Here is a 24,164-nt window from a genome sequence, read left to right on the forward strand (position 1 = left end):
TCCTCGAGAAATGCGACGCGCCCGTCGTCGCTTCCGCGGGTCTGGCTATGGTGAACGGATGGATGCCTCGACAGCGCCCGGGTCCACGGCAGGGTCTCCCCCGCAGGCCCCGCCCGTCGACCCCGACACGGGACTGACCGCGGCGGACGTCGCCGAGCGGGTCTCGGCAGGCAGGACGAACGCGTTCGAGGCCGACTCGAGCCGCAGCGTCTGGACGATCGTCCGCGCAAACGTGTTCACGCTCTTCAACGGCATCGTGTTCGCGTGCTTCTTCGTCCTTCTCGTGCTGGGGCGGTGGCAGGACGCCATCTTCGGGCTCGCGGCGTTCGCGAATTCGATCATCGGCTGCGTGCAGGAGTTCCAGGCGAAGCGTGCGCTCGATCGGCTCGCGCTCCTGAACGCCCCTCAGGCGCGCGTCCGCCGTGCCGGGTCGGAGTCCGACATCCTGCCGAGCGAGGTGGTGCAGGACGACATCCTCGTCCTTCGGGCCGGCGATCAGGTGCCGGCCGATGCCCGGATCGTGCGGACCCGTGCCCTGCAGATCGACGAGTCCATGCTGACGGGTGAGTCCGACGCCGTCGACAAGCGGGTCGACGACGAAGCGTTGTCGGGGTCGGTGGTCGTCGCGGGCGAGGGTGACGCCCAGGTGGTGCGGGTGGGCGCGGACTCCTACGCAAACAAGTTCGCGAACGAGGCCAAGCGCTTCTCTATGGTCAACTCCGAGCTGCGGACGTCGATCAACCGGGTGCTGAGCTGGGTGGGCTGGGGAATCGGTCCGATCGGCCTCCTCGTGTTCAACGCGCAGATCATGGTGGCCGGCGGTTACGTGACCGCGTGGGAGAGCGGCAGCTGGTCACAGGCAGTGGTGAACACGATCGCGTCGCTGACGGCCATGATCCCGCTCGGCCTCGTGCTCATGACCTCGATCGCCTTCGCCGTCGGAGCGGCGAAGCTCGCGAGTAAACAGGTGCTCGTGAACGAGCTCCCCGCAGTGGAGGGTCTCGCCCGGGTGGACGTGATCTGCCTCGACAAGACCGGTACGCTCACCGCGGGCGACCTCGCCTTCGACGCGTCGCATCCGCTCTCCCACCCGGCCGGGGGCTGGGAGCAGGTGCTCGCCTGGTACGGCTCCGCGCCGGACGCCAACGCGACGGCGAAGTGTCTGCGCGAGCCGTTCCCCGTCGCGCGCGCCCTCGCGGTGGCCGAGTACGTGCCGTTCTCCTCGGCGCGGAAGTGGAGCGCGGTCTCCTTCGATGCTTCGCAGGATGCGGCTTCCGCCGCCCCCGCCGGCACGTGGGTGCTCGGGGCGCCCGAGATGGTGTTCGGCGACGATGCGACCGATACGGCGTCACCCCTCGGCTCGGTCGTCACGCGGCTCGCCTCGACCGGTCGACGCACCCTCGTCCTCGGCCGTTCCGCCTCCGCTCTCACGGTCGACGATGTCGACGCCGAGAGACTGCCCGCCGCGGTCGAGCCCGTCGCCGTGCTCACCTTCCGCGAGCAGGTCAGGCCGGACGCGGCGCAGACGCTGAGCTACTTCCGCCAGCAGGGAGTCGGCATCCGCATCATCTCCGGTGACAATCCGCGCACGGTCGCGGCGATCGCCCGGGAGGTGGGACTGGATGTCGAGGAGGGGTACGACGCCCGCAGGCTTCCTGCCGACCAGGCCGCGCTCGGCGAGATCCTCGACACGCAGACCGTCTTCGGCCGCGTCACACCCGACCAGAAGAAGTCCATGGTGCTGGCCCTGCAGGCCCGCGGGCACGTGGTGGCGATGACCGGCGACGGTGTCAACGACGCGCTGGCGATCAAGACCGCCGACATGGGGATCGCGATGAACTCCGGCGCCGCGGCCACCAAGGCGGTGGCGCGACTGGTGCTGCTGGACGGCCAGTTCTCGCACCTTCCCGACGTCGTCGCCGAGGGCCGGCAGGTGATCGCCAACATCGAGCGCGTCTCGATGCTCTTCCTCACCAAGACGGCGTACGCCACGGGACTCGCGATCCTGTTCGGCGTGCTCGTGATGGAGTTCCCGTTCCTGCCCCGTCAGCTCTCCATCACCGATGGTCTGACCATCGGCATCCCCGCCTTCTTCCTGGCGCTTCTGCCGAACACGCAACGGTACGTTCCCGGCTTCCTCCGGCGTTCGCTGAGCTTCGCCATCCCCGCCGGGATCATCATCGCGATCGCCCTCACCCTGTACACGCGCGCAGCGCTGTCGATCGGCGTCGAGGAGCCCCAGCTGCGCACAGGCGCGACGATGATCCTCGCAATCGTCGGCATCTGGGTGCTGACCGTGCTCTCGCGTCCGATCACGCGATTCAAGGGCATGGTCATCGGCGCGATGTTCATCGCGCTCGTCGCGGTCTACACGATCCCGCCGGCAACGACGTTCTTCCAGCTCGTCGATCCGGGGGAGGAGGCCGCGCAGCTGGTCGTCGTCGTCACGGTGCTGACGATCGGGGCGATCGAGGCGGTCCGGTTCGTGCACCGGCGATACGTCCGCAGGATGATGGCGGCGGCCATGACCGCCTCTGGCGGCGGCCGTCGTCAGTCCGCGCGCGGGGGCACGAGCGGGGAGACCGCCGCCACGGCGGTCGACCCGGCGGTGTCGGTGGAAGCGCCGAGGCGGTAGAAGCGCGACCCGGGCGGGGTCCAGATCACCGCGATGATGAACACCTCCGCGAGGAACTGCGCCGCCGCCGACCACGTGAGCGCGGCGTCGTCGACGATCGTGAGCGCGTGCAGGACGAGTTGGATGCCGAAGTAGACGGTGATGGCCGTGCGCGCCAGCCTGCTTCCTCGCGCGAGCCCCGACGCCAGCGCGATCGTGAGCAGCCCGATCAGGGTCAGACCGGCTCCGAGCAACGACACGAAGACGACTTCGCCGTCGTTCGGCTGCTGGTAGCGGCTGAGGATGATCAGCACCCCCAGTGCGATGTTCCCGAACCCGCTGACGTAGGCGAAAACGATGGCGACGGTGACCAGGACCGGACGACGCCCCACCGTCTCACCCGTCGGTTCGTCAGTCACGCGACCACTGTAGCGTCCGCGCTCCGGTGCGCCGCAGGAGGGGCACCCCGGAGGGCGTCAACCCGAGCAGGCGAGGCGCGCCTGGAACGAACGCATCGCGTCGACCTCCGCCGTCTGGGTTTCGGCCATGCTCGTGGCGACGTCGATCACCCGCGGTACCGATCCGAGCTCGCGCACACGGTCGACCATCGCGATCGCGCCCTCGTGATGGCGGATCATCAGCGACAGGAAGGTGCAGTCGGCATCGATCCCCTGCGCGTCGCGAAGAGCGGCCAGCTCGGCATCCGTCGCCATCCCCATCGCAGCCTCGAGCTCCTCGACGCTGCCGGCACCGGTGGTCGCGTGTCCGTCGTGACCCGCCATGCCGCCCGCGTCCGCCATCCACGACATCAGCGCCTCTCCCGACTGCGGGAGTCCCCACTGCACGAGCCAGTCGTACATCTCGCCCTTCTGGGCCGACTGCCCCGTGGCGATGTCGTACGCGAGCGAACGCAGGTCAGCGTCAGTCGTCCGGCCGTATTCGATCATCGCCATCTCGACGGCCTGCGCGTGATGCACCTGCATGTCGCGGGCGAACCCCGCGTCCGCGGCATTCGGAACGGGTGCAGCGGAGGATGCGCCGAACGCGGTGAATCGCCCGATGGCGAAGGCCAACGCTGCGATCAGAACACACGCGACGATGATCGCGAGAAGCCGCCCCGGAGCGCGCGTCGGGCCCTCGGACACGTCGGGCGGCGACGGGACCGTCACCGGATCGCCCGGCGATCGCGGTCGTTGCGTGTCACTGGCGTCCGGGACCGTCCACGCCGCCGGTGCACACCGCGTTAGGCTCCGGGGCGTCCTGACTGCGCCAGTACTCCTCGAAGAACTCGCCGACGCGCGCGTCGGACACCGAATCCAACTGCAGCTGGTGGTTCCAGGCGCTCAGGACGATGGGCGAGGGAAGGCCCTCGTACGGCGAGAGCACCACGTAGCTCGACGGCAACTCGCCGCGCAGCGTCGCGAGGTCGGCGTCGCTCACGGCAGACGCGTCGTAGGTCACCCAGACCGCGCCGTGCTCGAGCGCGTGCACGGCGTTCTCGTTCGGCACCTGCTCCGTGTAGATGCCGCAGTTGAGCCAGACGGCGTTGTGCGGGCCGCCGGTGGGAGGGGACTGCTCGTAGTCGACCGCACCCTCGACGTGCTCGCTGGTGTTCTCGAACGTCTCGACCCCCTCGATGTCGACGCCGGTGCTGTCGAGCGCACCGTAGGTGACGGCGGGCTTCGGTGCGAAGGCGAAGGATGCCACGACCACGGCGATCACGATGATGGCGGCCATGCCGCCCCCGATCCACCAGGCGAGCTTGCTGCGCCTGCGCTTCGCGAGCTGCTTCTGGTACTCCGCGAGCTTCTGCTCGCGTTTCTGCTCACGCTGCTGCTTGACCGTCAGGTTGATGTCGGCCTGTGTTGCGGGATTTCCACTCGTCCGTTTGGACGGCGGCTGTGTCGGGGTCATGTGTGTGATCTCGGCTGGGGGCCTGCGGGCCGGCGGCGCGCGGTGCATGAAGCGCGTTCCTCCAGCCTATGCGCGTGAATGGGGCCGTGCGCTGGGAACCGTCTGGGTGTGCGCCGTGACGGCGAAGATTCGTTCCACCCGCGGCCGACCCCGACGGTATGCGTGAGCACGCGACGATCCCGTCCGCTATCATGGGATTTCGAATCGATTCGATACCACCTTCCTTCGATTCTCACCATCGTGTGTCGCCTGAGCTGATCGGCCCCGCTCCCGCGCTCACTCCGCAACTCGCGTCGACCGCCGTTCAGGTCGCAGGCGGTCGCGTCCCGCCGTTCCCGTGCCCATACCGAAGTGAAGTCTCCTGTGCTCGATACCGCATCCGTTCCCGTCATCCCGTCGACCTCCGCTGCTCCCGCGAAGGGACGCGAGGCTGCGAACACCGCCACCGCAGGCGTCCGTCTGCCGAACCCGCAGTCGCCCACCGGAGCCATCCGCACGCTGGGCTCGAACCCCGCGACCGCGCCCATCATGCTCCACCCGGGCGACGCGATCTCGAACGGTCGCCGGATCGTCTACATCATCGTGCTCGGAGCGCTGACCGCGCTCGGTCCGTTCACCGTCGACCTCTATCTCCCCGCTTTCCCCGCGCTGGAAGCAGACTTCCAGACGACGGCTGCCGCCATCCAGCTGACGTTGACCGGCACCATGCTCGGTTTTGCGCTGGGCCAGCTGATCGTCGGACCCCTCAGCGACAAGGTCGGGCGGCGCATCCCCCTGCTCGCCGTCACGGCCGTGCACGTCGTGGCCAGCATGCTGGCGGCCATCGCCCCCACACTTCTTCTGCTGGGCGTCTCCCGCGTGCTCATGGGCATGGGGGCGGCCGCCGGGGGTGTCGTCGCGATGGCGATCGTCCGCGACCTGTTCGGCGGCCGCAGGCTGGTGACGATGCTCTCGCGGCTCGCCCTCGTCTCGGGAGTCGCTCCCGTCGCGGCGCCACTCATCGGTTCGGCCCTGCTGCTGGTGATGCCGTGGAGAGGGATCTTCGTCGTCCTGGCTCTGTACGGCGCCGTCATGCTCGTCTGCGCACTGCTGCTCATCCCCGAGACGTTGCCGCCGGCGCGGCGCAGCGGACCCGGAGGGGTCAGCGTCCTGCAGCGCTACAAGAGCGTGCTCTCGGACCGCGTGTTCATCGGCGTGCTCATCATCGGCGGGATGAGCTTCAGCGGCCTGTTCTCCTACCTTTCGAGCTCTCCTTTCCTGTTCCAGGTCACCTATGCGTTCAACCCGCAGCAGTACGGTCTGCTCTTCGCCGTGAACTCCGTCGGCGTCGTGCTCGGTGTGCAGATCGCGTCGCGGCTCGCGGCGCGGTTCGGGCCGCAATGGGTGATGGCGTTCTCCACGGCGACCCTTGTGCTCGCCTCCGTCGCCATCCTCGTAGCCGACCAGTGGGGGTTGGGCCTCTGGGGCCTGATGATCCCCCTCTTCGTCTTCATGACGGCGTGCGGGTTCACGATGCCGTGCGTGCAGGTGCTGGCCCTCGATCGGCACGGCAAAGCCGCGGGCACCGCGGCTTCGCTCGTCGGCGCCACGAACTTCGGGGTCGCGGCCGTCATCTCGCCGCTCGTCGGGTGGCTCGCGCGTGACGCGGGTATCACCGCCTCGACCATGGCGTCGGTCATGATCGGCTGCGGCCTGGTCGCCGTCGTCGCCCTGTGGGCGATCGTCCGCCCGCGCACGATCGGCCTGCTCACGCCGTAGAGGGGCCCTCCTCGCGCAGGGCGCAACCCGGGTGCGGCCCGCCTCCGGGTCTTCTGCCCTGCGACCGGGCAGAATGATCCGATGGACTCGACCGTCGACCGCGTGGGGCGGGGCTCCCGATACCCGTCGCGCCGCCTGCTGCTGGCGTCGGGGTCGGCGCTGGTGGTTCTGTCCTGCGCGCTGGGGGTGTGGATCCTCGTCCGCGGCAACGACCCCTTCGTGATCGACGCGTGGTGGAACTCACTCCTCGCCGGGCTGCCGAGCGTCGCTCTCGGCAGGGGTTCTCAGGCGATGAACGTGATCGGCGGTGGCTGGTTCGGTGCTCTCTTCGTGCCGATCGCCGGAGCGATCGTGCTCGTGATCGCGCGAAAACGGTGGGCCGCGGCCTACTTCCTCGCGGCCGAAGCCGTCTCAGCCGGCGGGGTGCAGGTGCTCAAGCACCTGTTCGGGCGCGCTCGTCCCGAAGACATCATCGTGGTCAGCGACTACGGATCGTTCCCGTCCGGACACGTCGCCAACGCCGCGACCGTCGCGACGGTGGCGATCATCCTCTTCCCCCTGTTGTGGGTACGCATCGTCGCGGTCGCGTGGGTGCTCCTGATGGCCTTCAGCCGCACCTACCTGCACGCGCACTGGCTGACCGACACCCTGGGCGGCGCCCTGATCGGTGCGGGTGCCGCCCTTCTGCTCGCCGCCGTCTTCGCCCCGATGCTGCAGCGCGAAGCCGAGGGCGTCGGGGGCCCGCCGAGCGCGGAGACAAGCCGGATGCCTCGCCTCTAGGCTGTCGCCATGAGTGAGTCAGAACGACCTGCAGCTCCCGTCACCGATCCCGCCGTGGAGGCCGCGCAGGCGGAACTCACCCGACTCACCGCCGAAGCCGAAGCGGCCGAGGCGCGCGTCCAGCTCGCCCAGGCCAAGGCTGCGCTCGCCGCGGCACAGGCGGCTGCCGCACAGGCAGCATCCGCGGGGTTTCCACCCCCGGTGTCGGAGGCCCCGGTGCCGGAGGCGACGGGATCACAGCCGGTGGCGCCCGAGACGGCCGCGTCCGGAGCGGCTGCTGCCGAGACGGCCGTCCCCGAGACGCCGTCGGCATCCGCGCCCACTCGGGCCGCGGCATCCGTCCCGCTCACCTCCGATCAGGTGCAGGCCGTCATCGCCGGCTACACGTTCGACGCCGCCACGCTCGATCTGGGCGCGCTGATGAACGGCGATCCCGACCCCGCCGCGCAGATCCGCATCCCCCTCGGCATGATGAACCGTCACGGACTCGTGGCGGGTGCGACAGGCACGGGCAAGACCCGCACGCTGCAGGGGCTCGCGGAGCAGCTGGCGGCCAAAGGCGTGCCCGTCTTCGCCGCCGACATCAAGGGCGACCTCTCCGGGGTCGCGACCCCCGGGGACGCCAACGAGAAGCTGCTGGCTCGCACGCGTGCGATCGGGCAGGACTGGAAGCCCGAGGCGTCGGTCACCGAGTACTTCGCGCTCGGCGGCGTCGGCAAGGGCGTCCCGGTGCGAGCCACGGTGAGCGGCTTCGGGCCGTTGCTGCTGAGCAAGGTGCTCGGCCTCAACGAGACTCAGGAGTCGAGCCTCGGGCTCGTGTTCCACTACGCCGACCAGAATGCGCTCGCCCTCGTGGACCTGTCCGATCTGCGCGCGGTGCTGACCTATCTCACGAGCGACGAGGGCAAGCCGGAGCTCAAGAACCTCGGTGGCCTCTCGTCCGCGACCGCCGGCGTGATCCTGCGCGAACTCATCACGTTCGCCGACGGCGGGGCGGACGTCTTCTTCGGCGAGCCGGAGTTCGACGTCCGGGAGTTCCTGCGCTCGACTCCCGACGGCCGCGGCGTCATCAGCCTGCTCGAAGTGCCGGGCGTCGCCGACAAACCGGCGCTGTTCTCGACGTTCCTCATGTATCTGCTCGCCGAGCTGTTCGAGATCCTCCCCGAGGTGGGCGATCTCGACAAGCCGAAGCTGGTGTTCTTCTTCGATGAGGCGCACCTGCTGTTCACCGACGCTTCCAAGAGCTTCACGCAGGCGATCGTGCAGACGGTGCGGCTCATCCGTTCGAAGGGCGTCGGGGTGTTCTTCGTGACGCAGACACCGAAGGATGTGCCCTCCGATGTGCTGGCCCAGCTCGGCTCGCGCGTGCAGCACGCCCTCCGAGCCTTCACCCCCGACGACGCCAAGGCGCTGCGGGCGACCGTCGGAACCTACCCGCGGTCGGGGTACGACCTCGAGCGCGTGCTGCAGGAGCTCGGCACCGGTGAGGCGATCGTCACGGTGATGAGTGAGAAGGGCGCGCCCACCCCGGTCGCGTGGACGCGTCTGCGCGCCCCGCAGGGACTCATGTCGCCCACGCCCGACGCGGCGATCGACGCCGCGGTCGCGGCATCCGCTCTGCTTCCGCTCTACGGCACCGCGATCGACCGGGAGTCCGCGCGCGAGATCCTGACGGCACGCATGAACGCCGCCGACGAGGCGCACGCCGCGGCCGAGGCCGCCGCCGAGCGGGCGAAGGCCGACGCGGCGCTCGCCAAGCAGCGCGCCGCCGAGGACAAGGCGAAGGCCGCGGCCGACAGGAAGGCGCAGTCGGAGTACGAGCGCCTGCTGAAGAAGACGGCCGGTACGACGCGGACGAGCTCGAAGGCGCAGAAGTCGACCCTCGAGCAGGTACTCGGTGCGCGCTCGACGCAGACCATTCTCAGCGGGGTGATCCGCGGCATTTTCGGAACCGGCCGCCGCTGACGGACGCCTGCCTCGGGCGACGGGCGTAGTTTGGGTGCATGGCGACGAAGGCACCGAAGAACGACATCGACGAGACCCTGTTGCGAGCCACCGGCACGCCGAAGAAGGTCGCGGTGGGTGTGCCGGCGGTGGTGCACGCGCTCGAGATGGCGTACGAGCAGGCGGGCGTCACGCGCTCGGCCCGGGCGCTGCTGCGGATGAACCAGAAGGACGGCTTCGACTGCCCCGGCTGCGCCTGGCCGGAAGAGGACAAGCGCCACCTCGCAGAGTTCTGCGAGAACGGCGCGAAGGCGGTCGCCGAAGAGGCCACCCTGCGGCACGTCGGTCCCGATTTCTTCGCCCGGCACTCCGTCGCCGACCTCGACGGTCACGACGACTACTGGCTGGGTCAGCAGGGCAGGCTCACGCATCCGATGGTCCTCGACGACGGGGCGACGCACTACCGCCCGATCTCGTGGGATGACGCGCTGACCATGATCGCCGACGAGTTGACGGGTCTCGACGATCCTGACGAGGCGATCTTCTACACGTCGGGCCGCACCTCCAATGAGGCGGCGTTCCTCTACCAGGTGCTCGTGCGCGGGCTCGGCACGAACAATCTGCCCGACTGCTCCAACATGTGCCACGAGTCCAGTGGCTCCGCGCTCACCGAGACGATCGGCATCGGCAAGGGCACGGTGTCGATCGAGGACATCCACGAAGCCGACCTCCTGATCGTGGCGGGACAGAACCCCGGCACGAACCATCCGCGCATGCTCAGCGCCCTCGAGAAGGCGAAGAACAACGGCGCCACGATCATCGCCGTGAACCCGTTGCCCGAGGCAGGTCTCATGCGGTTCGAGAACCCGCAGACGGTCAAGGGCGTGCTGCTGGGCGGCACGAAGCTCGCCGACCAGTTCGTGCAGATCCGCCTCGGGGGCGACCAGGCACTGTTCCAGGCGATCGGCAAGCACCTTCTCGAGGTCGAGGGCCGCGGGTCGGGCGACCGCGGCATCGTGCTCGATCACGACTTCATCGCCGATCACACGAGCGGTTTCGAGGAGTACCGGCAGGCGATGGCGGAGGCCTCGTGGTCGGAGCTCGTCCGTGCGACCGGCATCCCCGAAGACAAGCTGCGGCACGTCGCCGAGACCGTCCGCACCTCCAAGGCAACGATCGTCTGCTGGGCGATGGGTCTGACGCAGCACAAGCACTCGGTGGCGACGTTGCGCGACATCGTGAACGTGCTGCTCCTGCAGGGCAACATCGGACGGGCCGGAGCAGGGGTCTGCCCCGTGCGCGGCCATTCCAACGTGCAGGGCGATCGCACGATGGGCATCTACGAGAAGCCGTCCGAGCAGTTCCTCAGCTCCTTGGACAAGGAGTTCGGATTCACGGCGCCGCGCGAGCACGGCCACGATGTCGTGCGGGCCATCCGGGCGATGCGCGACGGCAAGGCGTCGTTCTTCATGGGGATGGGCGGCAATTTCGTCAGCGCCACGCCCGACACCCCGGTCGTCGAAGCAGCTCTGCGGAGCTGCGCTCTCACGGTCCAGGTCTCCACCAAGCTCAACCGCTCTCACGCCGTCACCGGGCGCCGAGCCCTCATCCTGCCGGTGCTCGGTCGCACCGATCGCGACACGCGGGGCGGCCGAGAGCAGCGCGTCTCCGTCGAAGACTCGATGGGAGCGGTGCACTCGTCACGGGGACGGCTCTCACCGCCCTCGGATGACCTGCTGAGCGAGGTCGCGATCGTCGCCCGCCTCTGCGCGAAGCTGTTCGGCACCGACGCGCCGCTGCCCGCGGCATCCGACTCCGCAGATCGGCGCCCGACCGCCGAGGACGTCGACCGTGGGCACGCCGAGCGCACGTCGCAGGAGGAGTCGCGGGGGCCCGACCCGGCCCACATCGACCACCCGGCGAACGTGCCGCACGCCGACTGGGCAGCCCTTGAGGCCGATTACGCGCTGATCCGCGCCCATGTCGCCAACGTCGTGCCGGGGTTCGAGGACTACGACCGACGCATCGACAAGGGGCGCACGTTCATGCTGCCGAACGGCCCGCGCGACGAGCGCTCGTTCGCCACGGCGACCGGCACCGCGCGGTTCACGGTGAACACGCTCGAATACCCGCGCATCCCGGCGGGCCGGCTCCTGCTGCAGACCCTGCGGTCGCACGACCAGTACAACACCACCATCTACGGCAAGGACGACCGCTATCGCGGGATCCACGGCGGGCGCCGCGTCGTGCTCGTCAACGGGTTCGACATCGTCGAGCTGGGCTTCGAGGACGGTGAATCGGTCGACCTCGTGTCGGAATGGACCGGCCAGGACGGCACCGTCCAGGAGCGGCGGGCGGAGGGGTTCCGTATCGTCGCGTACCGCACGCCGCGGGGGAACGCCGCCGCCTACTACCCCGAGACGAACGTCCTCGTGCCGCTGGACTCGGTGGCCGATGTGAGCGGCACGCCGACGTCGAAGTCCGTCGTGATCAGACTCGACAAGCGCGCCTCGTGAAGGCCGGGATGTGCGTCCGATGGCAGCCGGAACGCCAGCACGCCTTCGTGACCGGGTCAAGCCCCCGAGTCGAGCGGATGCCTCGCATAGGGTTCGAGCATGAGTGATCTTTCCTCGCCCACCGGCCGTGAAGAGGCGCTTCGCGCACAGAGCCGCCCGGACGGCTCTGCACCCCGCGCCCTCGTGTTCGGAGCCACCGGCTACATCGGCGGACGGCTCGTGCCGAGACTGCTCGAAGCGGGCTACCGCGTGCGGGTGCTCGCCCGGTCGGCTTCGCGTGTGGCCGCCCACGAGTGGGGCGACCGCGTCGAGGTGGTCGAGGGCGATGCCGCAGACCCCGCGGCGGTGGACGAAGCCGTCCGCGATGTTGACGTGCTCTACTACCTCGTGCACTCGATGTCGGCCGGCAGAGGATTCGAGCAGGCCGACCAGGATGCCGCGCGCAACGTCGCACGTGCCGCCGCCGAGGGCACCGTCTCCCGCATCGTCTACCTGGGCGGCCTGCATCCCGACGACGCCGAGCTGTCGGCCCACCTGCGTTCCCGCGTCGACGTCGGCGAAGTGTTCCTGCAGTCGGGCGTGCCGTCGATCGTCCTGCAGGCCGGTGTCGTGATCGGCTCGGGATCGGCCTCGTTCGAAATGGTCCGCCACCTCACCGAGGTGCTGCCCTACATGCCCGCGCCGAAGTGGGTGCGCAACCACATCCAGCCGATCGCCGTGCGCGATGTGCTCCACTATCTGCTGGGAGCCGCGCGCGTCGACGCCGACGCCAATCGCGCCCTCGACATCGGCGGACCGGACGTGCTCCGCTACGGGCAGATGATGAACGGCTATGCGGTCGAGGCGGGACTCCGCCAGCGCGCCATCGCCGCCCTGCCGGTCTTGACGCCGCGCTTGGCGTCGCACTGGGTCAACCTCGTCACACCCATCCCGCGCTCGTTGGCGGGCCCGCTGGTGGAGTCGCTCCAGAACGACTGCGTCATGAAGAACCATGACGTCGATGCGATCATCCCGCAGCCCGAAGAGGGGCTCACGCCGTACCGTCGGGCGGTCAGGCTTGCTCTGGGCCGCGCAGAGGAGGACGCGATCGAGACCAGCTGGCAGGACTCGGAGGTTCTCGGCGTGCCGAGCGACGCGCTGCCGAGCGACCCCGAGTGGGCCGGTCGCACCGTCTTCACCGACGAGCGCACGGCGGAGACGACCGCGTCGCCTCAAGCGCTGTGGCACGTCATCCAGGCGATCGGCGGCGAGAACGGCTGGTACTCGTCTCCGCTGCTGTGGGCCATCCGTGGGTGGGCCGACAAGCTCATCGGCGGCGTCGGCCTCTCGCGCGGCCGCCGCAGCCGCGAACGCCTGGTGGTCGGCGACGCGCTCGATTTCTGGCGCGTCGAGGCGATCGAACCGGGCGCACTCCTGCGGCTGCGGGCGGAGATGAAGGTTCCCGGGGGAGCGTGGCTCGAGCTGCGCGCCGCTCCCGACGACGGCGGGGGCTCGCGCTACGAGCAGCGGGCGGTGTTCTTCCCGCTGGGTCTGGCCGGTCGCCTGTACTGGCTTGCGGTGCTGCCCTTCCACGGGTTCATCTTCAGCGGGATGGCGAGCCGTATCACCGCCGCCGCCGAGAAGCTCACCGAAGACGCCGCCGCCGGCGAGGTGGCCCCGGTGCCCGAGCCCAGCCCGCGCCCCGAACTGGTGCCCGACGCAGAACCCGCGGTGACGCCCGAAGCCTAGGCTGAGGGCATGAGCCACCATCACCATCCGTCATCGGACGCCGTCGCGACGTCCGTGACCACGACCACCGGGTTTCCCGCCGTCGTCATCACGGTGTCCGATCGATCGTCGCGGGGCGAGCGTTCGGATGCCTCCGGGCCCATCGCCGTCGATGCGCTGACGGGTGCGGGCTTCGCGTGCGAGCCGGCCACGATCGTCCCCGACGGAGCCGATGCGGTGGAGGCCGCCTTGCGCGCGGCGCTCGAACGGGGTGCCCGCCTGATCGTCACGACGGGAGGCACCGGCATCGCCGCGCGCGATCTCACGCCGGAGGGCACATCGCCCGTGCTGAGCCGCGTGCTCCCCGGCATCGCCGAAGAGCTCCGCCGCATCGGCACGGCCGAGAAGCCCGGGGGGATGCTGTCGCGCGGACTCGCCGGGGTCGTCGACCCCTCGCACGATCGACCGGGAGCGCTCATCGTGAACCTCCCCGGTTCGACCGGCGCCGTGGCATCCGGCATGTCGGTCGTGGTGTCGGTCGCCGCCCACGTGATCTCCCAGCTCGGCGGCGGAGACCACGAGTGACCGCCGACGTGCGCATCGCGCGCATCAGCGAGACGCCGCTGGTGCTCCAGGAGCACCTGGACGCGGTGGAGGACAGCTCGGCGGGAGCGGTGACGACGTTCGTGGGCCGGGTGCGCGATCACGATCCGGATGCCGCGGGCGAGGTCGTCGCGCTCGAGTACACGTCGCATCCCGACGCCGAGCAGATCCTGCGTCGGATCGCATCGGACGCGGCGGAGTCGACCGGCGCGATCGTCGCGGTGAGCCACCGGATCGGGCGGCTCGGCGTCGGTGACGCGGCCGTCGTGATCGTCGTCGGCTCGTCGCACCGCGCGACCGCCTTCGATGTGTGCCGCGACATCATCGAGACGATCAAGACGCAGCTGCCGGTGTGGAAGCGCCAGGTGGAGGCCGACGGTACGACCGAGTGGAAGGGCCTCGGCGGCTGAAGGTCGGGTGCGGGCCCGAGATCACCCGCCCGCGAACGGCGGCAGCACGTCGATGAGATCCTCCGCGTTCAGTGGGGTGTCGTCCTCGACGCGCGCGCCGCCGACGAGAACGGCGCACTTCGGGAGGATGCCGCCGAGCGCGGGATGGGCAGCGGACAGGGCTGCGCGCAGTTCGCCGAGCGTCCGTTCGGAGCGCGGCTCCTCTGCGACACCGGCCGCCTCGCGTGCGGAGGCGAAGTAGCGGACCTGGGCCATCAGCTCTCATCCTTCGCGTCGTCGGACCCGGGGTGCGGGCTGTTCGCCCACTCTGCGGCCAGAGCGGTGACCGCACTGACTGCGCGCGCGATCTCGTCTGCCGATCCGCCGGCACGACCGGCGATGAGCCCCGCTGCGAAGGCGCTGAACGGCGCAGCCGGGCGCGCGACGTCGTTCGCGACATCCCGCGCCAGGTCGAGCACGAGGCCGACAGGCAAGGCGTCGGCGTCGAGGCCGAAGCGCCCGCGGAGCGCCTCTGCCCACGCGTCGAGAGCCTCGGGCGGCAGGGTGCGGGCTGACTTCTCGCTCACGGCGACTCCTTCGGTGCGGGGTGGATGCTGTCCTGCGGGATCGGGGATTCCTCCGCGGTCGCATATCGACGGCGCGCGTTCTCAAGATCCTGCCACGTGTCGATGTCGGCGGTCTCCGTGGCGGGGGCGGTGACCACCGCGATCGCCAGTCCGGCCAGCAGGGCGCGGACGGAAGCGTCGCGCCCGCCGTCGGCGAGGGCGGTGGCGGCGCGCCGAAGCGCGGACGTGCGGTACGCGCCGATGAGCCATTGAGGCCGGGAAGTCGCGTCGGCGAGGCACACGCCGTCGGTGTCGGAGGGGAGGAGCGGGATGTCGCGCATGAGCCGCGTCACGGCGGACTGCACATCGGGGAGGTCGCACGCCAGGACGAGTGTCCATTCGGGGTCGGTCCGCGCTGCGGTGGACAGCGCCGTGACAGCCAGCCCCGCGACGATTCCTGCGGCAGGTCCACGGAAGGGCGGGTCCTCGCGCACCCACCGCACGTGTGAGAGGCGCAGATCGGCAGGCCTCGGGCCCACGACCACGATCGGCTGAGCGCCGGCCGAGGCGGCCGCCGCCACAGCCCTCTCCAGGAGGGTGCGGCCACCGACGTCGAACAGGTGCTTGGCGGCGCCGTCCACGCGGGTCGCCCGCCCGCCGGCGAGGAGGATCGCTCCCAGGGATGCGTGATCGTCCACGATCAGCGCCGTCGGCGGGATTCCACGCGCGAGGAGCTCACGAGCCGTCGGGTCGGAGCCAGGGGCCGGACTTGCCGCCTGTCTTGGCGATCAGCCGCACGTCCTCGATCGATGTCGCCTTGTCGAGCCCCTTCACCATGTCGACGACGGCGAGAGCTGCCACCGTCACGGCCGTGAGGGCCTCCATCTCGACGCCGGTTCGGTCGGCGGTGCGCACCGTGGCCTCGATGACGACGCCGTCGTCTTCGATCGCCAGATCGACCGATGCCCCGTGCACCCCGATCACATGCGCCAGCGGCAGGAGAAGCGGCGTCTGCTTCGCACCGGCGATGCCGGCGATGCGGGCGACCGCGAGAACATCGCCCTTCGGCACCGATCCGTCTCGCAGCGCCGCGATCACGGGGGTCGCGCAACGCACGAACCCGCGCGCGGTGGCGGAGCGGACGGTGGGCTGCTTCTCCGTCACATCGACCATGCGGGCGTGGCCGGCGGCATCCAGGTGGGTGAAGCTCATGTGATCAGCATGACATCGACGAGATCACCGGGAGCGATCTCGTCGACGTCGGCCGCCACGATGGCGAAGATCTCAGCGCGCGCGATCCCGCCGGCGAGATGCGAGCCGGAACCTCCCGCCGACGCCGGGCGCACCGTCCAGCGGGCCGGGTCGGAACGGTCCAGTGCGGCGGGAAGGTACTGGCGCCTTCCGGGGGGCGTGCGCCACCCGGTCGCGGCGGGCAGTCGAAGCATCGCCCGGCTCATCTCACCACGCCCCTGCATCGCGAGCAGCGCCGGGCGCACGAAGACCTCGAACGACACCGCGACACTCACCGGGTTGCCCGGCAGCCCGAACATGAGCGCCCCGTCCGCCAGCCGCCCGAAACCCTGCGGCTTCCCGGGCTGCATCGCCACCTTCGCGAACTCCAGCTCTCCTCCGGGGCCGAGTGTGTCCTTGACGACTTCGTACGCACCGGCGCTCACGCCACCGGAGGTGATCACCACGTCGGCCGAGAGAGCGGATGCCTCGGCCAGCGCCGCGCGCAGCGCTTCGACATCGTCGGCGACCGTGGAACGCAGAACAACCTCGGCATCGGCATCCGTCACCAGCCCCGCCAGCAGGAGCGAGTTCGATTCCGGGATCTGCCCACGTGTGAGCGGCACCCCGGGGAGCGCGAGCTCGGAGCCGGTGGAGATGACGGCCACTCGTGGGGTGCGTGCGACGACGACCTCGGCGACGCCTGCGGCCGCCGCGGCGGAGATCTGGAACCCGGCCAGCCGCCGCCCGGCGGGCACGATGAGGTCGCCCACCCGGGCATCTGATCCGCGCCGGCGCACGTGCACGCCCGCGTCGGACGGCGGAGCCACGACCGTCACCGTCTCGAGCGAATCCGCCAGGCCGCCGGTGGTGCCCTCGAACGGCACGATGCCGTCCGCATCGGCGGGCACCGGCGAACCGGTCATGATCCGCGCGGCCTCGCCGGCGCCGAGGGACGGGTCGAGGTCGGTGCCCGCGGGGAGGTCTGCCACGACGCGCAGGGTGACCGGTGAGTCGGATGATGCGCCCGCGACGTCGGCGTATCGCACCGCGAATCCGTCCATCGCGGAGTTGTCGAACACCGGGATGTCGACGCGTGCGAACACGGGCTCGCGCAGCGTGCGCCCGTAGGCACGGTCAAGCGCGATCGTCTCGGATGCGACCGGGTTCACGGCCGCGAGCACGACGGAAAGCTGTTCCTCGACGCTGCGCATCAGACGCGTATCTCGGCGCCCGCGCGGAGATCGGAGGGACCGTATGCGTCGGTCCACGCGAGCATTCCGCCGCCGAGGACCGCCGAATCGATCCCCGCTGCGTGAAGGGCACGACTCGCGCGTTCCGCGCGCGGACCCATCCTGCACACCAGGACCACCGGGGTGTCGGTCCGGTCAGGTGTGCCGACACCGTCGACAACACCGGCGGGATCCGCAAGGAGTGCGCGCAGCGGCACGTGCCGCGCACCCGCGATCATCCCGTCGGCCACTTCGGCGTCCTCGCGCACGTCGATCACCACGGTGTCGGTCCCGGCCGCGAGTCGTTCCCTGAGCTCCTCCACGGAGATCGTCGGGACGGGTGGAGCCGACGGCGCAGCATCCGACTCGATCTCGGACGACGGGGCGGCGACGGTCCTCGTCGACGACACGGCGCTGCCGCGGAGGGGGACCTCCCACTGGCGGGCGCTGAGAGCGTCGATGACCAGAACGCGCCCAAGGAGCGGCTCGCCGATGCCGGTGAGCAGCGTGATCGCCTGGGTCGCCATCAGCGCGCCGACCTGCAGGCACACCGAGCCGAGTACACCGACGTCCGCGCACGTGGGAACCTCGCCGACGCTCCCGGAGGGATACAGATCGCGGAGCAGCACGGGGGCATGCCCCGCCGGAGGCGCGGACCAGAAGACCGTCACCTGCGCATCGAATTCCTGCACCGTGCCCCAGACGAGCGGAACGCCCCGCGCCTCGGTCGCCGCGGCGACGGCTTCGCGGGTCTCGAACGTGTCGGTTCCGTCGATCACGATGTCGGCCCCGTCGAGCAGTTCGCGGGCGTTGTCCGGATTCAGCCGCGCACGCCTCACGTGCACCACGGTCTCGGGGGAGAGATCGGCGGCCACCCGCACGGCGGAGTCCGCCTTCGACATCCCGACGTCCTCGAGGCGGTGCAGCACCTGACGCTGAAGATTGGATGCCTCGACCACGTCGTCATCGATCACTGTCAGGGTGCCGACACCCGCTGCGGCGAGACCGAAGATCACGGGGGAGCCGAGACCGCCGGCACCGACCACGGCGACGTGCGCCGCGGCCAACCGGCGCTGCCCGATCTCGCCGAGACGGGCGAGGCTGGTGTGGCGCGCCGTGCGTGCCCGTTCCGCCGAAGACAGGGCTTCGACCGGCTCGACGAGGGGAGGCATAGGCATGATCTCAGGGTAGTCGCGGGCCGCGAGGGCGCGGTCAGACCTTGCCGGCTGTGCGGATCGATATCCGCATCAGCGGCGATATGGCCCTCGTCACACCGCGGCTGCGGTAACTTACGAGGATGCAGACCTACCGGATCTCGGACGCCGCTCGGCTGCTCGGTGTGAGTGATGACACCGTCCGACGCTGGGTCGATCAGGGCGCTCTCCCGACGACCGGCGCCTCACCCGCGCAGATTCCCGGCGACGCCCTCGCGAACTGGGCCGTCGAACATGCGCGAGCCGCGCTCGACCCCTTGGACGCCGCCTCGAGCGCACGCAACCGTTTCACCGGGCTCGTCACCCGCCTCCAGGTCGATGGAGTGATGGCGCAGGTCGACATTCAGTCCGGTCCGCACCGGGTGGTCTCCCTCCTCTCGGCGGAGGCGGTGCGCGATCTCGGTCTCGAAGTCGGGTCCCTGGCCGTCGCGGTCGTGAAAGCCACCAATGTCATCGTCGAAGCACCGAAGGGCTGATCTGTGTCCCGCATCCGCCGGGCTCTGACCGCGACCGCGGTCGCCGCATCCGTCGCTCTCGCCGTGGCGGGGTGCACGGCCTCGACCGGCGAGTCGGCGACCGTCGAGACCCCCAGCCCGACTCCCGTTCTGGGCGGCGATCTGACCGTGTTCGCCGCCGCCTCTCTGAGTCCGGCGTTCGACGAGATCTCAGCGGCCTTCGAAGCAGAGAATCCCGCCGTCGACGTGCAGCCCATCGTGTACGACGGCTCGAGCACCCTCGCGACGCAGCTCCTGGGCGGGGCGTCTGCGGATGTCTTCGCGTCGGCGGACGAGAAGAACATGGCCAAGGTGGTGGACCAGTCCCTCGCGAGCGTGACGACCCTCTTCGCGAGCAACACCCTCGTCATCGCCGTGCCGAAGGGAAATCCCGCCCAGGTCGACAGCATCACCGACCTCGCGCGACCCGATGTGCTCACGGTGCTGTGCGCCCCCGAGGTGCCGTGCGGGGCGGCCTCGCAGAGGCTTCTGGGCAACGCCGATCTCCTGGTGCGGCCTGTGAGCGAAGAGCAGAACGTGAGCGCGGTGCTGACCAAGGTTGCCGCGGGCGAGGCGGACGCCGGCCTGGTCTACGCCACCGACGTGATCGGCCGCGACGACGTCGAGTCGATCGTCCCGCGCGGAGCGGCGGACGTCATCAACGAGTACCCGATCACCGTCATGGCCGACGCTCCGAACCCCGATGTGGCCGCGGCGTTCATCGAATTCGTGACCGGCCCCGAAGGGCAGAAGATCCTCGCCGACCTCGGCTTCGGCGCACCGTGAGGGTCGAGCCTCGGAAGGGCCGCCCCGCGCGAGAGGTCGGCGGCTTCCTCCCTCCCGTGCTGGCCCTGCCGGCGGTCATCGGGCTCGCTCTGCTCGTCGTGCCCCTCGGCGCGCTCGTCGCCCGCGTGGAGTGGTCCACGCTGTGGGCCGACGTCACCGCGCCCGCGGCGCTCAGCGCGCTTCGGCTCTCGGTGCAGACCGGGCTGATCGCCACCCTCGCGTGCATCGTCCTCGGCGTTCCGCTCGCCCTGCTGATCGCCCGGAGCGGCCCGCGATGGGCGGGCCTCCTGCGCGCGCTCGTGACCGTACCGCTGGTGCTCCCTCCGATGGTCGGGGGTGTGGCGCTGCTGTTCCTCTTCGGTCGCAACGGCGCCGTGGGCGAGCTCCTGGACGCCTGGTTCGGCCTCCGCATCCCCTTCACGACGACGGCGGTCGTGCTCGCGCAGACGTTCGTCGCCCTCCCGTTCCTCGTGCTCGCCGTCGAGGGATCGCTGCGCACATCGGGCATCGTGTACGAGCGGACCGCCGCCTCCCTCGGCGCAGGTCGCTGGATGACGCTTCGTCGGGTGACGCTGCCCCTCGCGGCGCCCGGCCTGGTCGCCGGGATCGTGCTCTGCTTCGCTCGTGCGATCGGCGAGTTCGGCGCCACGGCGCTGTTCGCCGGCAACGCCCCCGGCATCACCCAGACCATGCCTCTCGCGATCTACACCGCGTTCAACGGGGCGGGAGTCGGCCAGGGCACGGCCGTCGCACTCAGCCTGCTGCTGCTGGCCACCGCGCTGGCCGTGCTCCTGCTGGTGCGGGCGTGGCGACCGGGTGGCGCATCGGGGAACGCCTCGCGTCCCGCCGCCGGCACGGCCGGAGGCATCGGATGACAGGCGCAGGGCTCCTCGCCGACATCACGGTCGTGCGCGCGGGCGGCTACGCGTTGCGCGTCGCACTGCAGCTCGAGCCGGGCGAGATCGTCGCCGTGATGGGGCCGAGCGGAGCCGGCAAATCGACCCTGCTGGGTGCGATCGCCGGCCAGGTCAGGCTGAGCGACGGCGAGATCATCCTCGGCGGAGCGGCCGTGGCATCCGCCCGTCGGCACGTCCCCCCCGCGCGTCGTGGCGTCGTGCTGCTCGGACAGGAGCCGCGGCTGTTCCCGCACCTCACCGCCCGACAGAACGTGGCCTTCGGGCTGCGCGCCCGGGGAATAACGCGTCGCGATGCCGATCGCGAGGCGGACGACTGGCTCTGGCGCGTGGGACTGCCGGGAGCAGGAGGCCACCGTCCCGCGGAGCTGTCCGGAGGCCAGCAGCAGCGAGTGGCGGTCGCCCGCGCGCTGGTCACGACGCCGCGGGTGCTGCTGCTGGACGAACCGCTGACCTCACTCGACCCGGAGACCGCCGGAGACCTCCGGGCCATGCTGCAGGAGCAGCTCACCTCGACACATGCCACGGCGATCGTCGTGACGCACGACGTGGTCGATGCCGCGGCCATCGCCCACCGGCTGATCGTCATCGAGGATGGCGCCATCGCCCAGACGGGCGACGTGCGCGAGGTTCTGGCCGCACCCGCCACGCGTTTCGTCGCCGCGATCGTGGGGGTGAACCGCGTGCCGGGGCAGGTGCGGGATGGGGTGTGGCACTCGGAGACGGGGGAGCTCGTGCTCCCCGTGCCCGCGCCGGCGGCCCCGCAGACCGCGCCCCGGGGCGGCACGGGGTCGAGCGCCACCGGGTCGACCGTTCCGCTCGGTGATGCCGCCGTGTTCCGTCCGGGCGCGGTCCGTCTCGAACCTGTGCCCGATGCGACCTGGACCGGTGCGGTGCGGCTGAGGGCGCAGCATCCGTCCTCCCCCGGGTCGTGGCTGGCGCGTGTCGTGCGCCTCGAGCAGACTCCGGGCGGGGTGCGGGTGCGCACGACCGCTCCCGACATCGCGGTCGACATCTCGATCGAGGATGCCGCGACCTGGCGGCTCGTGCCGGGGGTGCCCGTGCGGCTCGAGGTCGCCGCGGATGCGGTGCGGTGGCCGACGCGCTCGCCCGCGGCGCCTGCCGCAACGCCGGACGCCACGCCCGAGCGGGCGTCGGAACGGGCGTCCTAGACTCGGCGGATGCCCCACCTCCGCGCGTTCCGCCCCGGTGATGAGCCGGCGCTCGCCGAGATCTGCCTGAAGACCGCGGATGCCGGCGGCGACGCGACCGGCGTCCTCGACGATGATGCGATCTGGGCGGAGATCTTCGTGCTCCCGTACGTCGCGCGGCATCCGGAGTTCGCGTTCGTCGTGGAGGCCGACGACGGCCGCGTGGTCGGCTACATCGTGGCGGCGCCCGACACCGAGGCGTTCGAGGCGTGGTTCCATACCGTGTGGTGGCCCGAGCGCGGCGGCCGTCGGCCGCTGTCGGCGGAGGGGAACCCGCGGCAGAGCGACATCCTGCGCTACGCCGCCGGTCGTTCGCAGACGCCCGGGCCGTTCAGCGCGGAGTATCCAGCCCACCTGCACATCGATCTCCTGCCCGAGACGCAGGGGGGCGGATGGGGTCGACGGCTGATCGAGGCGCTGGTCACGGCGCTGCGGGAGGCGGGCGTGCCCGGCGTGCACCTCGCGGCGGCGCCGGAGAACGCCGGTGCGATCGCCTTCTACCCGCGGGTGGGCTTCGATCGCCTGCTGTCCGAGCCGGACGTGGTCGCCTTCGGCCGGCGGCTGTAGGGCATGGCGCTTTCGGCCGGCGATGCGGGTCGCCGGGTCAGCCGACGATGCGTCCGCCCGCGAGGCGCACCGTGCGATCCACCAGTCCCGCCGGCACGGTGACGTGCGAGATCAGCACCACGGCCTGATCCGGACCGACCGCGGTCAGCAGGTCGGTGAGAAGGGCGTCGGATGCCGCGGGGTCGACACCGGCCGTCGGCTCGTCGAGCACCAGCACCGGGAATCCCCGCAGCAGGGCCCGCGCGAGGGCGAGACGCTGGGCCTGGCCGCCCGAGACCAGCGCTCCACGCTCGCCGACCCGCGCATCCAGGCCGCCGCGCGCGCGGACCCACGAACCGAGCCCCACGCGCTCCAGCGCTGACATCAGCTCGCCGTCGGTCGCGGTGTCGCGCGCGAAGAGGAGGTTCTGGCGGATGTCCTCGTCGAACAGCATCGGATGCTGCTCGCACAGCCCTACGGTCAACCGGACGTCGTCTCCGGCCATGGCATGTGCCGACTTCGCGCCGATCGTGTACTCCCCGGTGCCGTCGAGGAAGCGCACGAGCACGTGCGCGAGCGTGGACTTGCCTGCCCCGCTCGATCCCACGACGAGCAGCCGCTCGCCGGGCCGCACGTCGAGATCGACATCGGTGAGCGCATCCTCGTCAGCCTGCGGCCACCGGGCCGACACACCTCGCAGTCGGAGGCCGCTGCCGAGCGCGGGCTGCTCGCCCGTCGGAGGTACGGTCTCGCGCACCAGGCCGGCGGGCGGTTCGACGGGCAGAACCGACGCCACGCGCTCGGCGGATGCACGCACGCCCCGCCAGGACGCCGCCGCCATGGGGACGGCGGCGAACACTTCGAACACGGCCATCGGCACGAGCACGGCCACGGCCATCTCCGGTGCGCCGATCAATCCCGCACCGACCGGCCCCGCCGTGACCAGGACCGCCGCGGCCGAGGCGATCCCCGCCAGCAGCGACACGACCGCCGCCGTGCCCGCCTGCGCGCCCGCGCGCCGGACGACGGCTCGACGCAGGGCGGCGTCGGCCGCGCGGATCCGCTCGAGGCTCTGCCCCTCGGCACCGAAGGCCACGAGTACGTCGAGACTGCCGAGATGGTCGAGGAGCGCGTCGGAGACGCGAGAGCGCAGAGGAGCGATCGCCCGTTCGGCGCGGGCTCCCGATGCCCATCCCCAGAACGTGGCGGCGAGCCCTGCGGCCACGAGGCACACCAGCAGGGTGAGCGCGGCCGGCACGGAGACGAAGGCGACGAGCACCACACCGCCGACGGCGACCGTCGCCGAAGCGACGAGCGGCTGGACGACCCGCAACGGGAGGTTCTGCAGGTCGTCGACGTCGTCGACCAGTGCCCCCAGCACCGAGCCGCGCCGGGTGCGCGTCAGCCCGGCGGGGGCCAAGGGGATGAGCCGGCGGATGAGCGTCGCCCGGGTCGAGGCGAGCTGGCGCAGGGCCGCGTCGTGGCTCGCGAGACGGTCGGTGTACCGGAACACCGCCCGCGTCAGGGCGAACAGTCGTACTCCGACGACGGCGACGGAGATGTAGAGCACGATCGGCTGCTCGCTCGCCCGCACGATGAGCCACGCGCTCACCGCGAGCAGGGCCACCGCGGAGGCCTCGGAGGCGAACGCCGACAGCGCGCCCGGCCAGAAACGACGGAACGGAGGCATTGCGCCACGGAGCACCGTCGCGGTCGTCGGGGGAGCGGTCGACATCCCGCCTTCCG

The 24,164-nt window shown here is 70.8% G+C and carries 23 protein-coding genes; 13 read left to right on the forward strand and 10 right to left on the reverse strand.

What is annotated here, in order from left to right; genetic code table 11:
* Positions 1–58 precede the first annotated feature (58 nt).
* Positions 59–2,635, forward strand: a complete 2,577-nt coding sequence (locus ACFM35_RS01445) for an HAD-IC family P-type ATPase (protein ID WP_378837441.1) — start codon at positions 59–61, stop codon at positions 2,633–2,635.
* Here the strand turns inward: ACFM35_RS01445 and ACFM35_RS01450 are convergent.
* From ACFM35_RS01450 to ACFM35_RS01460, 3 genes are read right to left on the reverse strand one after another with little or no spacing between them, the layout of a single operon-like run.
* Positions 2,551–3,033 carry a hypothetical protein gene (locus ACFM35_RS01450; RefSeq protein ID WP_378837444.1) on the reverse strand — a complete coding sequence of 161 codons (483 nt, stop codon included), beginning with the start codon at positions 3,031–3,033 and terminating at the stop codon, positions 2,551–2,553. The genes ACFM35_RS01445 and ACFM35_RS01450 overlap by 85 nt on opposite strands.
* Positions 3,034–3,090: 57 nt before the next feature.
* The gene (locus tag ACFM35_RS01455) at positions 3,091–3,759 is read right to left on the reverse strand and encodes a DUF305 domain-containing protein (protein WP_378837446.1); all 669 of its coding nucleotides are present in this window, start codon (positions 3,757–3,759) and stop codon (positions 3,091–3,093) included.
* A 55-nt stretch (positions 3,760–3,814) separates the two neighbouring features.
* Positions 3,815–4,528 (reverse strand): thioredoxin-like domain-containing protein, encoded by a 714-nt coding sequence (locus ACFM35_RS01460; protein WP_378837448.1) that lies wholly within the window; start codon positions 4,526–4,528, stop codon positions 3,815–3,817.
* 528 nt (positions 4,529–5,056) lie between these two features.
* Between ACFM35_RS01460 and ACFM35_RS01465 the strand changes: the two genes are divergently transcribed.
* From ACFM35_RS01465 to ACFM35_RS01495, 7 genes are all read left to right on the forward strand, one after another.
* Complete coding sequence (locus ACFM35_RS01465; RefSeq protein ID WP_378838610.1) at positions 5,057–6,286, forward strand: multidrug effflux MFS transporter; 1,230 nt, start codon at positions 5,057–5,059, stop codon at positions 6,284–6,286.
* Positions 6,287–6,367: 81 nt separating this feature from the next.
* On the forward strand, positions 6,368–7,066 hold the full coding sequence (locus tag ACFM35_RS01470) for a phosphatase PAP2 family protein (protein ID WP_378837450.1): 699 nt from the start codon (positions 6,368–6,370) through the stop codon (positions 7,064–7,066).
* 9 nt (positions 7,067–7,075) lie between these two features.
* A complete protein-coding gene (locus ACFM35_RS01475) occupies positions 7,076–9,031 on the forward strand; it encodes a helicase HerA-like domain-containing protein (protein WP_378837453.1) in 1,956 nt (651 codons plus the stop codon).
* Positions 9,032–9,069: 38 nt separating this feature from the next.
* Positions 9,070–11,526 (forward strand): FdhF/YdeP family oxidoreductase, encoded by a 2,457-nt coding sequence (locus ACFM35_RS01480; RefSeq protein ID WP_378837456.1) that lies wholly within the window; start codon positions 9,070–9,072, stop codon positions 11,524–11,526.
* A gap of 99 nt (positions 11,527–11,625) precedes the next feature.
* Positions 11,626–13,254, forward strand: coding sequence for an SDR family oxidoreductase (locus tag ACFM35_RS01485; RefSeq protein WP_378837459.1), 1,629 nt, complete (start codon positions 11,626–11,628; stop codon positions 13,252–13,254).
* Positions 13,255–13,263: 9 nt separating this feature from the next.
* On the forward strand, positions 13,264–13,818 hold the full coding sequence (locus tag ACFM35_RS01490) for a MogA/MoaB family molybdenum cofactor biosynthesis protein (protein WP_378837462.1): 555 nt from the start codon (positions 13,264–13,266) through the stop codon (positions 13,816–13,818).
* On the forward strand, positions 13,815–14,246 hold the full coding sequence (locus ACFM35_RS01495; protein WP_378837464.1) for a molybdenum cofactor biosynthesis protein MoaE: 432 nt from the start codon (positions 13,815–13,817) through the stop codon (positions 14,244–14,246). The genes ACFM35_RS01490 and ACFM35_RS01495 overlap by 4 nt, the downstream gene beginning before the upstream one ends.
* A 21-nt stretch (positions 14,247–14,267) precedes the next feature.
* Here the strand turns inward: ACFM35_RS01495 and ACFM35_RS01500 are convergent, their stop codons facing one another.
* Genes ACFM35_RS01500 through ACFM35_RS01525 form a run of 6 tightly spaced genes read right to left on the reverse strand, consistent with a single transcriptional unit; the run spans position 14,268 to position 18,431 of the window.
* Positions 14,268–14,501 (reverse strand): MoaD/ThiS family protein, encoded by a 234-nt coding sequence (locus tag ACFM35_RS01500; protein WP_378837467.1) that lies wholly within the window; start codon positions 14,499–14,501, stop codon positions 14,268–14,270.
* A complete protein-coding gene (locus ACFM35_RS01505; protein WP_378837469.1) occupies positions 14,501–14,812 on the reverse strand; it encodes a DUF6457 domain-containing protein in 312 nt (103 codons plus the stop codon). Before ACFM35_RS01505 ends, ACFM35_RS01500 begins: the two co-directional genes overlap by 1 nt.
* Positions 14,809–15,489 (reverse strand): molybdenum cofactor guanylyltransferase, encoded by a 681-nt coding sequence (gene mobA / locus ACFM35_RS01510; protein ID WP_378837472.1) that lies wholly within the window; start codon positions 15,487–15,489, stop codon positions 14,809–14,811. The genes ACFM35_RS01505 and mobA overlap by 4 nt, the downstream gene beginning before the upstream one ends.
* Positions 15,490–15,526: 37 nt before the next feature.
* Entirely contained in the window at positions 15,527–16,003 is a 477-nt protein-coding gene (gene moaC, locus ACFM35_RS01515) for a cyclic pyranopterin monophosphate synthase MoaC (RefSeq protein ID WP_378837475.1), read from the reverse strand.
* On the reverse strand, positions 16,000–17,235 hold the full coding sequence (locus ACFM35_RS01520) for a molybdopterin molybdotransferase MoeA (protein ID WP_378837477.1): 1,236 nt from the start codon (positions 17,233–17,235) through the stop codon (positions 16,000–16,002). Before ACFM35_RS01520 ends, moaC begins: the two co-directional genes overlap by 4 nt.
* A complete protein-coding gene (locus ACFM35_RS01525) occupies positions 17,235–18,431 on the reverse strand; it encodes a ThiF family adenylyltransferase (RefSeq protein WP_378837480.1) in 1,197 nt (398 codons plus the stop codon). The genes ACFM35_RS01520 and ACFM35_RS01525 overlap by 1 nt, the downstream gene beginning before the upstream one ends.
* Positions 18,432–18,550: 119 nt before the next feature.
* Between ACFM35_RS01525 and ACFM35_RS01530 the strand changes: the two genes are divergently transcribed.
* Genes ACFM35_RS01530 through ACFM35_RS01550 form a run of 5 tightly spaced genes read left to right on the forward strand, consistent with a single transcriptional unit; the run spans position 18,551 to position 22,439 of the window.
* Positions 18,551–18,943, forward strand: coding sequence for a TOBE domain-containing protein (locus tag ACFM35_RS01530; protein ID WP_378837483.1), 393 nt, complete (start codon positions 18,551–18,553; stop codon positions 18,941–18,943).
* A 3-nt stretch (positions 18,944–18,946) separates the two neighbouring features.
* Complete coding sequence (modA, locus tag ACFM35_RS01535; protein WP_378837485.1) at positions 18,947–19,747, forward strand: molybdate ABC transporter substrate-binding protein; 801 nt, start codon at positions 18,947–18,949, stop codon at positions 19,745–19,747.
* Entirely contained in the window at positions 19,744–20,622 is an 879-nt protein-coding gene (locus ACFM35_RS01540; RefSeq protein ID WP_378837488.1) for an ABC transporter permease, read from the forward strand. Before modA ends, ACFM35_RS01540 begins: the two co-directional genes overlap by 4 nt.
* On the forward strand, positions 20,619–21,833 hold the full coding sequence (locus tag ACFM35_RS01545) for an ABC transporter ATP-binding protein (protein ID WP_378837490.1): 1,215 nt from the start codon (positions 20,619–20,621) through the stop codon (positions 21,831–21,833). The genes ACFM35_RS01540 and ACFM35_RS01545 overlap by 4 nt, the downstream gene beginning before the upstream one ends.
* A gap of 9 nt (positions 21,834–21,842) precedes the next feature.
* Positions 21,843–22,439 carry a GNAT family N-acetyltransferase gene (locus ACFM35_RS01550; RefSeq protein ID WP_378837492.1) on the forward strand — a complete coding sequence of 199 codons (597 nt, stop codon included), beginning with the start codon at positions 21,843–21,845 and terminating at the stop codon, positions 22,437–22,439.
* Between the two features lie 37 nt (positions 22,440–22,476).
* Here ACFM35_RS01550 and cydC read toward each other — a convergent pair whose 3' ends face one another.
* A complete protein-coding gene (gene cydC / locus ACFM35_RS01555) occupies positions 22,477–24,153 on the reverse strand; it encodes a thiol reductant ABC exporter subunit CydC (RefSeq protein WP_378838613.1) in 1,677 nt (558 codons plus the stop codon).
* Between the last annotated feature and the right edge of the window lie 11 nt (positions 24,154–24,164).

This window comes from Microbacterium songi (assembly GCF_042747925.1).
Taxonomy (GTDB): domain Bacteria; phylum Actinomycetota; class Actinomycetes; order Actinomycetales; family Microbacteriaceae; genus Microbacterium.